A 16,802-nucleotide genomic window follows, 5' to 3' on the forward strand; every position below is an offset into this window, starting at 1 on the left:
CTTCTAACAAGGCTTTGATTTTTCTACTATATAGAGCTTATTACTAGGAGATGGTTTTGAGTTTTATTATTTGTCCTATCGATGCCTCACACAACCAAGCAGTTAAACAGATCATTCAGCAAGGCGGCCGCGAGTTTGGTGCCATTGGTGATGGCTTTGGCCCCTCTGATCCTGAAGTAGAGGCGATGAGTCTTAACTACAGTGAGCCTCAACGGGGTTATTGGGTGGCGCTGCAAAACGACTGTGTAGTAGGCTGCGGCGGCATTGCTGAGTTTGATAATGTTTCCAAGACTTGTGAATTGCGTAAGCTGTTTGTTAGCCCGCAATGCCGTGGTCAAGGTCTTGGTAAGGCTCTAACTGAACATTGCTTGCAAGAGGCTAAACGGCGGGGTTACCAGCAATGCTATCTAGATACATTGAGCAGCATGCACTCTGCTATTGCTTTGTACCAATCATTGGGTTTTAAGCACCTGTCGGAGCCTTTTTCTGCCAGTATCCATAGCGGTTGCGATGTATGGATGATGAAGGCGCTGTAGTTTTATAACCGAGAGTAGTTATGCGGATTGACTTATTCGACCCTCAAAATGATATAACAAAGCTTGCCGAGGTGATGCTAGTGCTACGCCCAAGCTTTACTAAAGAGCAGTTAATTGAACAAATAAGCCAGCAACAGGAACAGGGCTATCAGCTGGCTTATATAGTCGCAGATCAGCAAATTGTTGCGGTAGCGGGTTTTGTGATTGGCTGGAAGTTGTCTTGGGGTAAGCACTTATACTTAGATGATTTAGTCACCGTGGAAAAAGTGCGTTCAAAGGGTTTTGGCTTGCAGTTGCTACAGTGGTTGGAAAATTACGCTAAACAACAGGGCTGTGAGCAATTTCATTTAGGCTCAGGAGTGCAGCGTTTTGGCGCTCATCGCTTTTATCTGCGCAATGGTTTTGATATTAAGAGCCATCACTTTACTAAGCAATTAGCTTAGGCTGAGTGAAGGGGTAAGTTTAGTAAGAGCGATAAAAAGAGCAGCCAAGAGCAGCCCTTTTTTATCTAGCGCATTGCTAAATCAACATGGCCCACAGAACACAGTTGTTGCATGCGGTCGTAGGTTGTGGCGAAACCTTTTAGCGATATCGCCTTTCTATCTAGTTTTAAGTTTCCAGTGGTAATAGCTTGCTCACTAAATAACAAGTATCTGCCTTGTTTTAGTTGTTCAACTTGCTCCATCGAACTCAAGCTATAGTTAACTTGGCTAAGAGTCGTTTTAAGTGCTTGGTTATCAACAGATACATGTTGGCTTGGGCCATTTAGTAGGTTGTGTTTAACCGAAACGCTACCATCATTGGCGCAGCTTAGTTTTAAAACTGCATAGCCATCGACGATACCAACTAACCCTCGGATTCCCGCTGGGCGCTTACCTTTACTAGTGGTATAGCTTTGATAGTTTATTTGGGCATTGGCATTGATAAACTCCGCAGGAGTGGTTTCCACCAAATGGCTATTAAATGCCCATGATTGAAAAGACAGCGTGCTAAGCAATCCAATCATTGTTGCTAATGTTCTCACGAAAGTTCCTTGATAAATATCTTTATAATTCGTTTAATTATTAGCCTGTTTTTCCGTTTTGATTGGAATATACAGAAGCTAAAAAGTGCATTCAAGTTTGTATGACAAATTCGTGAGCTTTTTAATTAAACTGTGTTAGCGCTAACGTTTTGAGGCGATTTTTTGCTCTGAGCAGAGTGTTTCTACTCGTTGGTAAGTTTCGGAAAACCCGCAAGTGAAATGGTAGATGCTGGAATGCTAAGGTTGCCGATGTTGATACTTGCGTGAGTAAGCTGAAAGCTCTTTTGATTGTTTAAGGCATTAGTTTGTTTAGGACTAAACACTTGATTAAAAGGTGGAAAAGCTTGTTGGTTGTTTAGTCGAGCGTTGTTATTGCTAACTAGGTTATGGCGTACTTGAACACCGCCATCTGCCGCACAATTGATCTTTAAGATTGCGTAGTTCTCAACATGTCCAACTAAGCCTTCAATGCGTACCCTAAATGGCCCTTTGCTGGTGTTTTGATATAAATAGTTAACTTGGGCGTTTTCATTGATTTTCTCATTAGGCAAAGGATGAAGTTTGTAGCTATTGAATGCTAGGCTGGGATTGGAGCTTATTACTAGTATAAGCAATAGTGCGAGTCGCATGTCTAGTCCTTGAAATTCTAGAGTAATATTCCAACTCATTGATTAACTTCCGTTAAAGCGTTTGCTTAAATGGTATTTAATAATATTAAAGCCAATAATTGTGACAGTTAAGATAATTAGGTCATTCCTATATGTTAAAAGGTAATTGTGTTGAAAAATCGTTGCTTATTTAGGTTGTAAGTTTGACTGGAGTTGGGTGATTGTTGAGCAGAAGTAAGGGTATTTAGCTTATGAGAGAATGTATTAGGGATGCTAAAGAGGGTGACAGTCAGCAGATTTGCCAAATCTATAATTATTACGTTGAGACTAGTGGTGCTACGTTTGAAGAGCAGCTAGTGAGTCAAGGTGTTATGGCTGAGCGTATCGTCAGTATTCAGAAACAACTGCCTTGGTTGGTATTTGAAGAAGCTGGTGAGGTCCTCGGATACGCCTATGTTAGTCCATGGAAAGAGCGCAGTGCTTATCGCTTTGCGGTAGAAAGCTCCATTTATGTGGCACAACAAGCCGCCGGGAAAGGCATCGGTAACAGCTTATACCAAGCCTTGTTAGCGCGTTTAGTTGACTACCCGATAGCTACTGTCATCGCTGGCATTACTTTGCCAAATCCCGCTAGTATTGTATTGCATGAGCGCTTGGGTTTTAACCAAGTGGCAGAGTTCGAGCGAGTGGGCTTTAAGTTTGGCAATTGGATGAACGTGGGTTATTGGCAGCGTCAGATAAAAACTGAAGAGCAGATTAATCACTGTTTGAATAAGGACTAGTCATGTCGAAAATTGAATTTTCTAGTGAACAAAAAAACGCATTGGTCAGTAAAATTCAAGATTATTGTGAGCAGCAATTAGATCTTGAGATAGGCCAGTTTGATGCTGAGTTTTTGTTAGATTTCTTTTCTGAAGAAGTGGGCGCATTTTATTACAACCAAGGTTTACAAGACGCCCAAGCAGTGGTGCAGAATCGTATTGATAGTATTGCTGATGAACTTTATGAAATAGAGAAACCCACTAAGTGGTAACAGGAGTTAAGGCTAGCGATGAAAACAATAGGCATTGTTGGTGGCATGAGCTGGGAATCCAGCCTTAGCTACTATCAACAGTTAAATATTGCGATTAAACAAGCAAAGGGTGGGTTACACTCGGCAAAAGTTAACTTAGTGAGCGTCGATTTTGCTGAGGTCGAAGCCTTGCAACACCAAGGTGACTGGCCAGCTTTGGCCGACAAAATGGTAGCGGCGGGTTTATCGGTGCAAGCTTCCGGCGCTGATTTTTTATTAATTGCTACCAATACCATGCACAAAGTAGCCGCTGAGGTTGAGCAGGCTTTGCAGATCCCTTTGCTGCATATTGCCGATGCCACAGCCAATAAATTGCTGGAGCAGGGAGTAAAGCGAGTGGGTTTGCTAGGTACCCGTTTCACCATGGAACAAGATTTTTATAAAGGACGACTAGAGCAGCGCGGCTTAGAAGTCTTGGTTCCACAAGAAAAGGGAATAGAGATAGTTCATCAGATTATTTATCAAGAGCTGTGTTTAGGTAAAATCAATGCTGACTCTCGAGAGCGGTATTTGGCAGAAATTGCTGAGCTAGCAGCGCGAGGTGCCGAAGCGGTGATCTTAGGGTGTACTGAGATTGGTTTGTTAGTGCAGCAAAGCCATTGTGGCTTGCCTTTGTATGATACCACTGCCATTCATGTTGCAGCTGCCGCGGCTGAGTCTTTAAGCGATTAGAATTACAACGCTAGGGTTTAAAAACAAAAAACGGTCCGTAGGGACCGTTTTTTAGCTTAAAGCTAGTGTCTAATTAATCTGAAGACTAATTGGATACTTATGCCTTAAAAAGCAGCTTAAGCAACTTTTACGTTAGCAGCTTGAGGGCCTTTAGGACCTTCTTCTACTTCAAAAGTAACTTCTTGGCCTTCAGCTAAAGTTTTGTAACCTTCGCTTTGAATAGCACGGAAGTGTACGAATACATCTTTACCGTCTGGACGCTCGATGAAACCAAAACCTTTTTGCTCGTCGAACCATTTTACGCGACCTGTAGCCATGAGTAATCTCCAAAAATAATAAATAAAACTTGCCCAAAAATAGACAAATTAGGGTGCCGAAAGATGCAGAAATTACTTACGAACAAACAGGGTGAAATTGCGAAAAATCAACGTATTTGTATGGGGCATAAATATCCGCTGTAACCTTTACCAGCGAGCGAAGTGTAACGTATATTGGGGTAATGTAAAGGTGTATTCGTGATCTTTCGTCAACTGTTCAGATCAGTCGAGTGACTTCTCTTGAGCAAAGCATACCCGCGGGCTGGCTAACCATTAGACTTTAGTTTAATCAACAAGGACTGTTATGAACTTAAAAATGCACCAGGTAGATAGCTTTACCCGTGATCTTTTCAAGGGTAATCCTGCAGCGGTTATTGTCTTAGAGGCTTGGTTAGAAGATAGCGTAATGCAGGCTATTGCTATTGAAAATAACCTTTCGGAAACGGCCTTTTTAGTTGCCGACGAACCGGGTTCGTACCTTATTCGTTGGTTTTCGCCGATCTGCGAAATTGACTTTTGTGGTCATGCTACGCTGGCTGCCGCCCATATTTTGTTTGGCCAACAGCCTGAACTACAAGTGCTACATTTTACCACCTTACAGGTAGGGGAGCTAAAGGCTCACCGTAGCGATGGCGGTTTAATTGCCATGGACTTCCCAAGTTGCCCGCCACACATGGAGTTTGAAACACCCTCCGCTTTGCTTGATGGTGTCTCTGTTAAACCTAATGAAGTATGGCGAAATCAACAGGCCTATTTTCTGGTCTATGAACAGCAATCGCAAATTGAAGCCTTAGAAGTTGATCTTGAATTGCTAGAAACGCTGGCCCCTTATGATGTGGTGGTAACCGCACCGGGAGAGCAGTGTGACTTTGTCTCTCGTTATTTTTGGCCGGCTAATGGCGGTGCCGAGGATCCGGTTACTGGCTCGATTCACGCAGGCTTAACGCCGTTTTGGGCTAAACGTTTAGGCAAAGATGAACTGCTTGCCTATCAAGCTTCTCAGCGAGGTGGAGTATTGCATTGTCAGCAGCTTGGCGACCGAGTGACGATTGCCGGCAATGCCAAAATCTATTTTGAAGGCACGGTGTTTTTATAAGTCAGCACTTTTGTAGTCAAGGACCAGACAATGAATCAACATGAAAAATTAAACTACGTGGAATTCCCCAGTCGTGATTTAGCGGCCACTAAACAGTTTTTTAGCCAAGCCTTTGCATGGCAGTTTGAGGACTTTGGTGAGCAATACAGCGCTTTTTCTGGCCAAGGTTTAGATGGCGGCTTTTTCCAAGCCCCTTTGTCGTCTAATACAGAAAATGGTGCAGCCTTATTGGTTTTTTACAGCGAAAAACTTGAACACACCTTAAGCAAAGTAGAAGCCGCCGGTGGGCGAATTGTAAAAGACATTTTTAGTTTTCCCGGTGGGCGACGCTTTCATTTCTGTGAACCTAGCGGTAATGAGTTTGCAGTGTGGTCAGACAGTGAATAAAGCAAGCCCAATGTCCACATGGCTAAGCACTGGACTAGCCCTAATTGCGTTTGCGGGTAACTCGGTGCTATGCCGCTTAGCTTTAGGCGAGCCACAAATTGATGCTGCTAGTTTTACCGCAGTGCGTTTATTAGCGGGCGCAACTACCTTGGCGATATTGCTGAGTGTAAAGCCCTCTTCAGGCTCTGCTCAAAGTAAAGGTAGTTGGTGGTCGGGCTTTATGCTGTTTAGTTATGCGGCTTGTTTCTCCTTTGCCTACCTATATTTAGATACAGGTATTGGCGCATTAATACTGTTTGCCGCGGTGCAGCTGAGCATGGTGGGGATTTCGGTGTTCAAGGGCGTTCGTTTAGGCTTAGGCGAGCTAGCCGGTATTTTGTTGGCCTTTAGTGGTTTAATCGTTTTACTGACGCCTAGTGAGCAAGCGTCGGTATCGGTGCTAGGTTTTATACTCATGGTGGTGGCAGGCTGTGCTTGGGGTATTTATACCTTAAATGGTCGCGGTTCATTAAGCCCTAGTAGAGATACTTGTTTTAATTTCTGGCGCAGCCTGCCATTTCTCGTGCTATTGCTACCTTGGTTGGTCATGCAATCTTCTATTAGCACATACGGCTTAATCTTGGCAGTGAGCTCGGGCGCACTGGCTTCCGGCCTCGGGTATTGGGTTTGGTATATTGCCTTGGGCGGATTATCGGCGAGCCAAGCTGCAGTGCTGCAATTGCTGGTACCATTGATTGCCGCACTAGGTGGCTGGGTGTTTGCTAGCGAGCCGCTGGGACTAAGTTTTATGTTATCGGCAGCTTTGGTATTAGGCGGCATTTTACTCACCATTTATAGTCGTCAACGGCTTGCAAAAACAGCTGTGCAGGGAGGTTAATATGACGCAACAGTTTCAATTAATCGTGGGACGAGACTCAACTTGGTCATTGCGGGCTTACCTTTGTATGAAGTTGGCCGGACTCGAGTTTAGCAGCAGCGCAATTGCACTGGGTGAAGCGGGCTATCAGCAACAACTCGCTAAGTTGTCACCCAGTAAACTAGTGCCGGTGTTGCATGTCGATGATTTGGTCATTCATGACTCTTTGGCCATTAGTGAGTACCTAAATGAACAAGCAACAGGCAAGCTTTACCCTGTTCAAGCCGATTTGCGTGCGCAAGCTCGCAGCTATTTAGCGGAGCTACATGCTGGCTTTACGGCAATTCGCCAGGGCTTACCTTTTCAGTTTGAAAAACAAGCCCGGCCAGCTAGCTTATCTGCTGAGATTAATACTGAAATAGCACGTTTGAGCGAGATTTGGCAGAAGTTCGACGGCTGCTTTGCCTTTAATAAAGCCGGCGCTGTAGATGCTTTTTATGCGGTAATGGCTTTACGCTTAGCCAATTACAGTATAGAGCTCGATGACGCTGCTGGGCGTTACCAGCAGCACCTTATTTCTTGGCCGCTATTTCAGCGAGCGATAAACACAGCGAAGCAGTGGTAATGGATAAGCCCTTAAAGCCTGAATTGCAGGCCGCCATTGCAAGCTATCCTGCAGCGGTGCAGCAACAAGTAATAAGTCTAAGGGCCGAGATACTGGCAGTTGCTGCAGGTTCTGAAGGGGTGGGAGAGCTGTTAGAAACCTTAAAGTGGGGAGAACTGTCCTTTGTGACCGAACAAAGCAAATCGGGCAGTACTTTAAGGGTTGCGTGGAACGCCAAGCAGACCGAGTATTTGGGTTTATATGTAAACTGTAAAACTAGCTTGGTGGACAGCTACCAAACCTTGTTTCCGGGATTGTTTGTTTATCAAAAGCAGCGGGCTTTGCTGCTCCCTTTAGACTCCGAATGGCCTTTGACAGAGTTGCGGATCTGTATTGCTATGGCTCTGCGCTATCATTTAGATAAACGAAAACGCTAATTACTCACCGTTAAGCAGGAGACGTCGTTGCAGTTTTATTCATGGATGAATATTCGTAAAGCTAGCTGCTATTGGCTTGCTGTTAGCTTGTTGTTGTGCGCAAGCTATAGCCAAGCCGCATTGGTAGAAGGGCACTTAGAAGATGAGATATTGCCGGTATTGCAGCGTAACTTGGCAGGCACCTTTGCCGCCGATGCAGTGATTCACGACCGTGAAACAGTAACAATTGGCTTTGTTAACTTTGACCCTTCTGGCTTTATTCCCATTGATGATGACAACTTGGGTGGTGATGACGCTAACCGGCTGAAAAATGAGCTGAAAACCATCACTTTACCCTTAACGCTGGCTTTACCTTGGCATGGAAGAGCGTGGGAAAGTTACGCAACCGGGCGTTTGGGTTATACCCAACGTTTTCACGACATTACCTTGTACGAAGAGTTAGACCCCACTCGCGACCATGAAAAACTTAAAGTTTATTCTGGCTTCTTAGCTGGTGGTGCGCATTGGGATGGCCTTGAGAATTGGCGATTTACGGCCGAGTTGGGAGGCAGTATCCGACGCTTAGAGCAAGAGTATATTTACAACAATTCGATTAGTCAGATTTTTCAGCCGTTATTCGATGGGGTGTTAACTAACTTTTCGCTGAACGCTTGGATGTTACAGCCCAGTCTAGCCCTGCAGTATCAAAAGCGTTGGACCAAACACAAACTTAAGTACCGTTCGCGCTTTGCTTATATGTACGGTGAAAGCTTTGGCGCTGATGTGCCCTCCCACCAAGTAGACATTGCGGCCAGTTCTTGGCGAAATACGCTGTATTACTCCCATCCTATTGGGCGCATGTTGGATATTTCTTTTGCCGGGCAGCTTTCTGCTTCGCGTGTAGATCTAGGGGGGAATACTAACGAGGCCTTTCAAACACCGCATTATTACGAGTTTGGCTTTGATTTGCTAATGGGAACAGGCGCTTACGGCGAAGGTTGGTTAGATAATGTGAGTATAGGTTTGCTGTTTAATTATGGCAGTGTGCTGAAAGGCGGCAGCCTAGTATTTAATTACAATACTTATTAGGGGCTGTTGATCTTTGGTGTTGAAATTTTGTTCGAGATAAGCGGGCTTTAATCGCGGCGAGCACTTAGAAGCCTAGTGGGCTAAGCAAGAAGTGCTTAACAAAGAGTAAAGTTCGCTTATCCGAACCCTTCGGGCAGCATTTCTTAGCCATTTATTCAGCGTTTGCGAGTGATTATTAAGTCTACTTAACTGCACACTCACTGCCTTGCCTAAATGGCTAATAAATTGCTGCAAAAACCATCAGCAAAGATCAACAGACCCTAAACAACTCGCCAGGAAAAACTGGCGAGTTGTTGGCAACTATTAGCAAGGCAGGTGGCGAACTCTAAAAGAGCGTCCTTTCATTTTACCGTCTTCCAGTTTTTTGCGCGCCCGTTTAAGTGCTTCTCGCTCTACAGCCACATAGGCGCGGTTATCAAACAAGTTAATTTTGCCTACTTGTGCGCCTGCAATGCCATTTTCACCGGTGAGTGCGCCAAGAATATCTCCAGCGCGTACTTTTTGCTTTTTACCGCCATCAATTTGCAAGGTAGCCATAAGTGGAGCGGCTGGCTTTTTGTTAAGTAAAGCCATTGATGGAAGCTCTTCATCATTAATGCTGCGGCCAAGGTAGTCTTCTAGTAAGGCCACTTTATAGTGCTCTTTATCGCTAAAGAAAGAACAGGCAATGCCTTTGCTGCCGGCACGACCGGTTCGGCCAATGCGGTGCACATGCACTTCGGTATCGCGCGCTAAGTGGTAGTTGAATACTGCATCTAAAGAGTCTATATCTAAGCCACGAGCTGCTACGTCGGTTGCCACTAAAATTGCCGCACTGTTGTTGGCAAATTGCACTAAGGTTTGGTCTCGTTCGCGCTGCTCTAAATCGCCATGCAGGGCTAAAGCGCTAAAACCGAGTAAGCTAAGTTCATCGGCCACTTCTTGAGCTTCTCGCTTGGTATTGCAAAACACAATGCTGGATTTAGGGCGATGTTGTAATAGCAATAAACGCAAAGCTAGCATGCGTTGTTCATTATCATCTACTTTAAAAAAGTGTTGGCTAATAGAACTGTTGTCGTGGGTGCTGGCCACTTCTACCCGCACTGGCTGGTGCATAATATTGTTGGCGATACTTTCGATTTGCTCGGGGAAAGTGGCACTAAATAACAAGGTTTGGCGCTGTTTGGGAGCCAGCTCAATAATCGCATCAATGGCCGATTGAAAGCCCATTTCCAGCATTCTATCGGCTTCATCTAAGATTAAGTTTTTCACGTTGTCTAAACGTAATGAGCCTTTGCGTAAATGCTCTTCAATACGCCCTGGCGTGCCCACTACAATGTGCGCGCCGTGCTCTAAAGAACCGATTTGCGGGCCAAAAGGCATGCCGCCACATAAGGTAAGCACTTTAATGTTGTGAATGCTGCGCGCCAGTTTGCGAATTTCTTTGGCTACTTGGTCGGCCAGTTCACGAGTTGGGCACAATACTAGGGTTTGAATGCGAAAGCGTTTTACCTCTAAGGCATTTAGCAGGCCTAGGCCAAAGGCAGCAGTTTTGCCCGAGCCGGTTTTACCTTGGGCAATCACATCTTTACCGTCCAAAATCAGCGGTAGGCTTTGCGCTTGAATCGGCGTCATTGAGCTATAACCCAGAGTCTCTAAGTTTTTAAGTAGATCGGGGTGTAGGGCAAGAGTGGAAAAATCTGTTTGGCTCACAATGGCGTCCTCTTCGAGGGAAAAATAAAAGTGTTACCGCTGCTGCTTTAGCATTGGGGGCGCGATAATAGCCGAAAACGCGAACAATTGGGTAAAAAATAGCAAGTTTTTCACACTAAGGGGGCTTTTTGTCAAAAGTGCTGGTGACGCGTTGGAACAGTAAGCGGCGAAAACTGCTAAAAGCCGAGTGGATTGAGCTGCTATTGAAGCAGCGGTTGTTCGATGGCTTGGTATAAACTGGCGGAGTTGATCAAGGCATGAGCGGTAAGGCTAGGCACACCATACACCAGTGTTTCTACATCATAATCTTGGTTTATTTTGTCCAACAGAATGGCAAAATCGCCATCGCCAGATAGTAATACAACCATGTCTACCTCGCGTGCTGCCTCTAGCACGTCAATAGTAATGCCTACATCCCAATCACCTTTAGCCGAACCATCACTGCGCTGAATAAAGGGTTTTAGTTTTACATTAAAACCTATGTGTTTTAACGCATCTTGAAACTTAAGCTGTTGATTATCGCCGCGATCAATGGCGTAAGCGTAGGCTGCAACAATGCTGCCCTGCTCTTGCAATTGTTGCCATAACCTACGGTAGTTAAATTGTTTAGCGTAGGCCTCTCGGCAGGTGTAGTAGATGTTTTGCACATCGGCGAATACGGCAATTTTTTTCACTAGGCGCTCTCTTAGCGGTTGGCTATGAAATGGCTGGCGGCTATTTGATGTTGCAAGCATTATTACATGCTCCTATTAAAAAGCCCCGCTCTTGCTGATTTGAATAAGCAAAAACGGGGGCTAGCTTAAATTATGCTCACTACAGCGAGCGCAAAAACTTCGCAATTGCTCTTGTCTTTTATGGCCTTCTGGCGCTGACCGCTACCCAAGCTTAAATGCCTGTGACATAGATTGGTGTGATTATTAATGGCTGGTGAGCAAGATCTTGCAAACGAGCGTTTTTAACAGGCAATACTTTAGCTGATGTAAACAAAATATCGGCAACCGGATTTATTTATCGGCTAAAAAGCTAGGGAATACTATTTTTGGCGCTTTGCTGGGAAGGCGATAGTTCAACATGGTGGCAGTAAAGCGAAGGCTGACGACCACCATGTTTAGGTAAGTGAGGGCTTATTTCTTCTCTATCGCGAACTCATCAACTCGAACCTCAAGTTCTTTATCTAAGCTAAGCTCTTGGCTAGTATCAACTTCTAGCAAACTAAAGATTTCTACTTGGGTATTGCTGCCTGTATTAAAATCAACGGATACTTGTTTAAAGCACTTTTTGTTTTCAGCTTGGGGAGCTTGAGCTAGGTCTTTTACGTGCGCTTTAGCATCGGCCAACACTGTACCTGCCAATGGCGCATTGGGGATTACTTCGCGAACGCCAAAATGTAATTGGGTTGGAGAGTTAACGCCCTTTTTATCGCAGAAATAAAGTGAGTAGCTCATATCGGTATTGGCAGGTAAACCACTAACAATTTGGCTTAAACCCGGTTTAGAGTTGAAGTCATGGTTCGATACGTCTCGCTTAAAGCGAAAACGAGAAGAACCCTCGTCACCAAAGGCACTATCTTTAGAGCTACCAACATCACCTAAGCCACCGCTTGAGTCTTCATGAGACAACCAAACCGAGCTTTTACCTTTATCTGCACGGTACTCGGTAAGCTGCGGATCTTGAACATAGGCCTGAGCCGAAAATGCTAAACAAGCGGTAAACATGGTGGCACTTAAAGCTAATTTTTTTTGTATGCGCATAGGTAGTCCCTTTAGTTACTAATAACGTCTCTCCGGATTAATTGTATTATTATATAATTTAACTGGGGTGTGCTGTGAGCATTCTCGCGTTTTTGAACACCTTTTATACATGTTAAAAGACGTGAGTATGGCTACATTCTGAAAGGTGCATTAGTGGGTAGTTGTTTTCGTAAACCATTAAAAGGTAATGGCTTTTATCCGCAGATAGCTAACGAAGCTAAGGGCTCTAACTTTGGCTGAAATGAGAGAAGACATTGGCGCAGCGAAATGAAAAAAGGCCGATTTCTCGGCCTTTTTATTTTGAACTAACGGGCAACAGCGTTGTTAGGCATTGTCTGCCACTCGTGCATCTTGCACCTTGGTCATCAAGTCTTGGGCTTTTTTCATTACTGCGCCAGCTTCTTTGGTGCGACGTTTTTTTAACAAGTAATCAGAGAAGCGAAGGTATTTGTTGGCCATTGTTTGGCGAGTTTCTATTAAGTGAGAAAAATCGTCGGGCAAGTCTTTAGCCATGTTGTCGACTTCTCTAGCCATCCTATCTAGGGTTTTCACCCGAGTAAGGCCATTGATACGCTCTTGTAATTGACTAAAGTGGTTTTGGTAAAACACTTCAGCGGCTTGATAAGGAAACTCTGCTTCTTGCTCATCGGCGATAGCTTGTTTGTAGTTAGCCATAGCAGCAATGGCAGTTTTTAGCTCAAGTGCTCGAGCAATACGCTCTTGCTGTTGTTCGCTGTTGGCGAAGAAGGTTTCACCTGCTTCAATCATTTGCGCTAGGGCAACCACATCAAGTTGGTCGGCTGCTTTATCAAATAGCTGGGTAAATACTTGCTCAGATTTTTCGTTAGGAACAAATTGATAATCGGTTCTTACTTGCAGCAAATCTTGGTAAATCGTGTAAACGTCATCGCCATCTTCACTGTGCTGATAGCGGCCTTGCTCTAGATGTAAGTCAAGTCGCTGAACCAGTGCTTCAACTGTGCCCATCCAACCTTGGTTTACGTCTTCAGCAATTAAGGCCAAGCTGTATGAATCTGGGTAAATGCGGTTTACTTCCTGCAGCAAAGATTGGATAGCGTAATAATCTGGGTAAGCGTTTTGGCGATTATTAAGTAAATCGTCGATTTGTTTCTCGTAAAAATCGATCACCAAACGTTGCTTGTCTCTTAACAAGGCTTGTTTTGGTACATGCTGTTTTGCCGGAATGGTATTTAGCATAGGCAAAAACTGCTGCGGGTTTAAGCTCACTAAGTCTTGATTGGCTGAGTTCTCCCGCTGTAGTCGGCTTAATTCTTGTTGGCTATGCTTTAGCTGACCATCCATTTGCTGGAAACCATAACTGAGTGCACCGGCAACACCAACAATGGCAATCACACTTAAACTGGGCTTCAAAAAGCTTTGGGTAAAGCTTTTCTCGATTTGATCTAAGTCGGTTACTCGTTGTTTTAGATTGAAGTTGAGACCGCGCTTCAGCTTACCCCAACGTAACAAAGGCGCATGCTTTGGCTTGCTAGGAGTAATGTTTTCTTTAGCCGCTTGGTTAGCGGTTTTACGATTGAAGGGGTGTTTACTCGACAACAACTCGTAGGCAATACAGCTAAACGCAAATACGTCGTCTGCAATGCTTGGTGCGGCGCCATCTAACAACTCTGGCGAGGCATAAGTTGGTGTAAATCCGCTAACTGGTGAAGTTTCTTCAGGTTTGTCGGCAGCGTATTGATCGGCATTTAGGTTGAGTGCGCGAGATACACCAAAGTCAAAAATCTTAATGGTGCCATCTCGAGATAACATGATGTTACCCGGTTTTAAATCGGCGTGTACTACACCATTTTGGTGGGCATAACGAAGCGCCGAGGTTAACTGAGTGAGTAGCGCTAAGCTGCTTTTAAAGGTAAGGCCATTGGGGCGATGACTTTTAATGACTTCATCAAGTGTTTGCCCGTCTAACCATTCCATAACCAGGTAGTAATCTTCTTGATCTACCCCGAAGTCGTGTACTCGGATGATATTTGGGTGGCTTAAGCGCTGAGTCTTGCGTGCTTCTCGGATAAGAATTCGAGCGGCGTCTGGCTGGTCATGAAATTCTTTCTGCAGCAATTTGATGGCTACATAAGGTTGGCTGTCACCAGCTGCTTCTAACAACAAGTCTTTTGCTCGGTAAACATCGCACATACCACCATGACCCACCAGGTCTTCGATTTGGTAGCGCTTTTTAATCACCCGATTTATCACTTGCTCTTTGTTGGAGCGTGCATTGGTTTTTTTGCTTGTTGCTGTTTCGGTGTTGTTTACAACGGTTTTATCTGATGCCGTTGAGCTTGCAGTTTTATTTTCAGCCTTGGTGTTTGGCGAAGCAGCTTGATCTTTGTTTGCGTCATCCATGAGTACTACCCTAATTCGCTAGCCATATACATTACTTTAATAATGCATGACAAATATATTAATTAAATTTTACCGTTTATTTAGAATTTTTCAGATCTTGTTATTTATATTATTTGTAGCCATACAAGAACAATATTCATGTTATTTAAAATGACTGTTGCGTTTGTTTGTTTTTTGTTCGCTGTAAAGAAATCCGACACTCAGTGTAGCTAAAACAAAGGCTTGGATGCTAACAATAAAAATATCAAAACACAAAGAAAGCCAGAAAAATTTTATTGTTAAAATTATTATAATCTCTATTGATTGGATTATTTATTAAGTGTAATAATAGCGCCTCTTTTTCTAGTGATATATAAATCACTAGTATTTTTGAGGGAATGGGTTCTTCTCAAAATAAAAAGACTTCTAAGGGACGGAAGATTATGAATTTGAGTTTATCTGTGATTAGTTATCACAGATTTACCTCTGGTGTGGAAGAGAAGAAGACGCTCTCTACTACGTCAGGGGAGTCAGTTATTACCATTGGTAGGGCAAGCCAATGCTCTTGGTGTTTGCTCGATCCAGAAAGAGTTATCTCTAGTCGTCACGCCCGCATTGAGTCAAACAATGGGCAGTTTTGGCTATACGATACGTCTACCAATGGCGTGTTTGTTAACCGCTCGGTAGAGGCCTTAGCAAAAGACCAGCCTTATCAGCTTATCGACGGTGATACCTTAGCAATTGGCGACTACGAAATAGAAGTGGCGATATCCGCTCAAGCTATTGCTCAGCAAGCGCCAAGCTCTGCTCAGGTCGCCACAGCTGCTCCTACTGTTCAAGCTCCAGCTGCAATGCCAGCAACTAATCTTGAAGAAGATTTTGGTGTATTGGCTGAACCAGAGCCTATTGCAAACAACAGCAGTAGTTTAGACGCTAAGCTTAATGCCAATCTTGATGATGCTTTTGTATTGCCGCAATCGATGAATGATGAGCAGTCCAGCATTCCGGAAGATTGGAATGCTTTGTTTGCCAGTCCCGCTCCACAAAAACCCGTTGCCGTTAGCTCTCCGCCGCAACCAGCTGTCGTGCCAAGTGCTGCTGTTCCTGAAGTTAAGCAGCCTGCAGTAGCAGAGCCAGTTGCTGCAGTAGCAAATACAATGGCTAATGATCCACTTGCTTTTTCAGCCGCTACTACCAAGCAAGCTACTCCGGCAGCGCCTGCAGCTGCCGTTAAACCACAGTATTCAAGCGCCGATGAGCAAGCTCATCTGGCCGCATTTTTAGAAGGAATGGGAATATCACCCGAGCTAGTTTCTCAGGATAACCCAGTACGTTGGTGGCATCAGTTAGGCGTGATAACTCGCGACTCACTCGATGGCATCATGAATACCTTGCACAACCGAGCAGCCTTTAAAGAGAACAGTCGAATCAACCAAACGACTTTTAGAAGGAATGAAAACAATCCGCTTAAGTTTTCTACTAATGCCGAAGATGCCATTCATAACTTATTACAACGCAAAACGGCTGGCTTTTTGCCGCCAGAGCGAGCCGTTAAAGAAGCGTTTATCGATTTAGAGCGCCATGAGTATGCGCTGTTGTCGGGGGTTGAAGGAGCCGTTGCAGGTCTTATGCAGCTGCTCGACCCAAAATCGATTGAGTCCAAAGATCAGAACGCTAAAGGAATTGCCAAGGTGTATTCGGCAATTGAAAAGCATAAAAGCTGGAACCGTTACTGTTCGATCTACAGTGATTTGGAAAATGAGTTTAGCCAAAACAGCAATGCCTTCTACATGGAAGACTTCGCTAAGGCTTATGAATCAACCTTAAAAAGCATAGAGCAAAAGGGACAACGATGAGCAAAGTAGGGAAATTAGTACTTAGTGTGCTGCTGAGTATGTCAATGTTGGGCTGTACCGTAGCCAACTACGTAGTAGAACCATATTCAAAGCTGCAATTTCATGTGGCCAATGATGTTAACCCCGATATCACTGGGCGAGCCTCGCCAGTGGTGGTGAAGGTGTTTGAGTTATCTTCTCGCACCTTGTTTGATAGCCAAGACTTTTTCGCCTTGTATGACGATGCGTCGCAGGTGCTTGGCCCGGATTTAATTAACCGCACCGAGTTTGAATTTGAACCTGGTAGCGAGTTTGAATACAAGCTGTCTTTATCGCCTGGCGTTCGTTATGCCGGGGTGCTTGTTGCCTACCGAGACATTGACACCGCCAGCTGGCGTGAAGTGGTCACTGTCGACCCTACCACTTACAAAACCTTTGATGTTCACGTCGGTGAGCTCGCTGTATTTGTTGGCAATCCATAAGCAG

General features: G+C 44.5%; 20 protein-coding genes. 13 read left to right on the forward strand and 7 right to left on the reverse strand.

Annotated features, from left to right (window positions below):
* The first annotated feature begins 50 nt into the window (after window positions 1-50).
* Together K5609_RS00675 and K5609_RS00680 are read left to right on the forward strand one after the other, a co-directional pair.
* On the forward strand, window positions 51-536 hold the full coding sequence (locus K5609_RS00675) for a GNAT family N-acetyltransferase (RefSeq protein ID WP_246611922.1): 486 nt from the start codon (window positions 51-53) through the stop codon (window positions 534-536).
* Window positions 537-556: 20 nt separating this feature from the next.
* On the forward strand, window positions 557-979 hold the full coding sequence (locus K5609_RS00680; protein ID WP_221075544.1) for a GNAT family N-acetyltransferase: 423 nt from the start codon (window positions 557-559) through the stop codon (window positions 977-979).
* A gap of 65 nt (window positions 980-1,044) precedes the next feature.
* Here K5609_RS00680 and K5609_RS00685 read toward each other — a convergent pair whose 3' ends face one another.
* Window positions 1,045-1,560 (reverse strand): hypothetical protein, encoded by a 516-nt coding sequence (locus K5609_RS00685; protein ID WP_221075545.1) that lies wholly within the window; start codon window positions 1,558-1,560, stop codon window positions 1,045-1,047.
* A 182-nt stretch (window positions 1,561-1,742) separates the two neighbouring features.
* Window positions 1,743-2,228 (reverse strand): hypothetical protein, encoded by a 486-nt coding sequence (locus K5609_RS00690; RefSeq protein ID WP_221075546.1) that lies wholly within the window; start codon window positions 2,226-2,228, stop codon window positions 1,743-1,745.
* Between the two features lie 191 nt (window positions 2,229-2,419).
* Here K5609_RS00690 and K5609_RS00695 point away from each other — a divergent pair, with 191 nt between their 5' ends.
* The 3 genes from K5609_RS00695 to K5609_RS00705 are packed head-to-tail and all read left to right on the forward strand — an operon-like array spanning window position 2,420 to window position 3,912.
* The gene (locus K5609_RS00695) at window positions 2,420-2,950 is read left to right on the forward strand and encodes a GNAT family N-acetyltransferase (protein WP_221075547.1); all 531 of its coding nucleotides are present in this window, start codon (window positions 2,420-2,422) and stop codon (window positions 2,948-2,950) included.
* A 2-nt stretch (window positions 2,951-2,952) separates the two neighbouring features.
* Window positions 2,953-3,201: a DUF2164 domain-containing protein gene (locus K5609_RS00700; RefSeq protein WP_221075548.1), complete on the forward strand. Its 249-nt coding sequence runs from the start codon at window positions 2,953-2,955 to the stop codon at window positions 3,199-3,201.
* 18 nt (window positions 3,202-3,219) lie between these two features.
* Window positions 3,220-3,912: an aspartate/glutamate racemase family protein gene (locus K5609_RS00705; RefSeq protein ID WP_221075549.1), complete on the forward strand. Its 693-nt coding sequence runs from the start codon at window positions 3,220-3,222 to the stop codon at window positions 3,910-3,912.
* 116 nt (window positions 3,913-4,028) lie between these two features.
* Here the strand turns inward: K5609_RS00705 and K5609_RS00710 are convergent, their stop codons facing one another.
* Window positions 4,029-4,229 (reverse strand): cold-shock protein, encoded by a 201-nt coding sequence (locus K5609_RS00710; RefSeq protein WP_016399963.1) that lies wholly within the window; start codon window positions 4,227-4,229, stop codon window positions 4,029-4,031.
* A gap of 304 nt (window positions 4,230-4,533) precedes the next feature.
* On the opposite strand from K5609_RS00710, the gene K5609_RS00715 reads away from it, so the two are divergent.
* Genes K5609_RS00715 through K5609_RS00740 form a run of 6 tightly spaced genes read left to right on the forward strand, consistent with a single transcriptional unit; the run spans window position 4,534 to window position 8,677 of the window.
* Window positions 4,534-5,325 carry a PhzF family phenazine biosynthesis protein gene (locus K5609_RS00715; RefSeq protein ID WP_221075550.1) on the forward strand — a complete coding sequence of 264 codons (792 nt, stop codon included), beginning with the start codon at window positions 4,534-4,536 and terminating at the stop codon, window positions 5,323-5,325.
* 30 nt (window positions 5,326-5,355) lie between these two features.
* Window positions 5,356-5,712: a VOC family protein gene (locus K5609_RS00720; protein ID WP_221075551.1), complete on the forward strand. Its 357-nt coding sequence runs from the start codon at window positions 5,356-5,358 to the stop codon at window positions 5,710-5,712.
* 10 nt (window positions 5,713-5,722) lie between these two features.
* The gene (locus K5609_RS00725; protein ID WP_221075552.1) at window positions 5,723-6,589 is read left to right on the forward strand and encodes a DMT family transporter; all 867 of its coding nucleotides are present in this window, start codon (window positions 5,723-5,725) and stop codon (window positions 6,587-6,589) included.
* A 1-nt stretch (window position 6,590) separates the two neighbouring features.
* Window positions 6,591-7,193 (forward strand): glutathione S-transferase N-terminal domain-containing protein, encoded by a 603-nt coding sequence (locus K5609_RS00730; RefSeq protein ID WP_221075553.1) that lies wholly within the window; start codon window positions 6,591-6,593, stop codon window positions 7,191-7,193.
* Entirely contained in the window at window positions 7,193-7,609 is a 417-nt protein-coding gene (locus tag K5609_RS00735; RefSeq protein ID WP_221075554.1) for a DUF1801 domain-containing protein, read from the forward strand. Before K5609_RS00730 ends, K5609_RS00735 begins: the two co-directional genes overlap by 1 nt.
* A gap of 27 nt (window positions 7,610-7,636) precedes the next feature.
* Entirely contained in the window at window positions 7,637-8,677 is a 1,041-nt protein-coding gene (locus K5609_RS00740; RefSeq protein WP_221075555.1) for a Solitary outer membrane autotransporter beta-barrel domain, read from the forward strand.
* Window positions 8,678-8,980: 303 nt separating this feature from the next.
* Here the strand turns inward: K5609_RS00740 and dbpA are convergent, their stop codons facing one another.
* From dbpA to K5609_RS00760, 4 genes are all read right to left on the reverse strand, one after another.
* Complete coding sequence (gene dbpA, locus K5609_RS00745; RefSeq protein ID WP_221075556.1) at window positions 8,981-10,369, reverse strand: ATP-dependent RNA helicase DbpA; 1,389 nt, start codon at window positions 10,367-10,369, stop codon at window positions 8,981-8,983.
* A 200-nt stretch (window positions 10,370-10,569) separates the two neighbouring features.
* Complete coding sequence (locus K5609_RS00750) at window positions 10,570-11,043, reverse strand: NYN domain-containing protein (protein ID WP_221077174.1); 474 nt, start codon at window positions 11,041-11,043, stop codon at window positions 10,570-10,572.
* 450 nt (window positions 11,044-11,493) lie between these two features.
* Complete coding sequence (locus tag K5609_RS00755) at window positions 11,494-12,120, reverse strand: hypothetical protein (RefSeq protein ID WP_221075557.1); 627 nt, start codon at window positions 12,118-12,120, stop codon at window positions 11,494-11,496.
* Window positions 12,121-12,444: 324 nt separating this feature from the next.
* Complete coding sequence (locus tag K5609_RS00760; protein WP_221075558.1) at window positions 12,445-14,502, reverse strand: serine/threonine-protein kinase; 2,058 nt, start codon at window positions 14,500-14,502, stop codon at window positions 12,445-12,447.
* A gap of 422 nt (window positions 14,503-14,924) precedes the next feature.
* Between K5609_RS00760 and tagH the strand changes: the two genes are divergently transcribed.
* Both tagH and tssJ read left to right on the forward strand, forming a co-directional pair.
* A complete protein-coding gene (tagH, locus tag K5609_RS00765) occupies window positions 14,925-16,337 on the forward strand; it encodes a type VI secretion system-associated FHA domain protein TagH (protein ID WP_221075559.1) in 1,413 nt (470 codons plus the stop codon).
* Window positions 16,334-16,798, forward strand: a complete 465-nt coding sequence (gene tssJ, locus K5609_RS00770; protein ID WP_221075560.1) for a type VI secretion system lipoprotein TssJ — start codon at window positions 16,334-16,336, stop codon at window positions 16,796-16,798. The genes tagH and tssJ overlap by 4 nt, the downstream gene beginning before the upstream one ends.
* Window positions 16,799-16,802: the final 4 nt, after the last annotated feature.

The sequence above is a fragment of the Agarivorans aestuarii genome (genome assembly GCF_019670125.1).
GTDB lineage: Bacteria > Pseudomonadota > Gammaproteobacteria > Enterobacterales > Celerinatantimonadaceae > Agarivorans > Agarivorans aestuarii.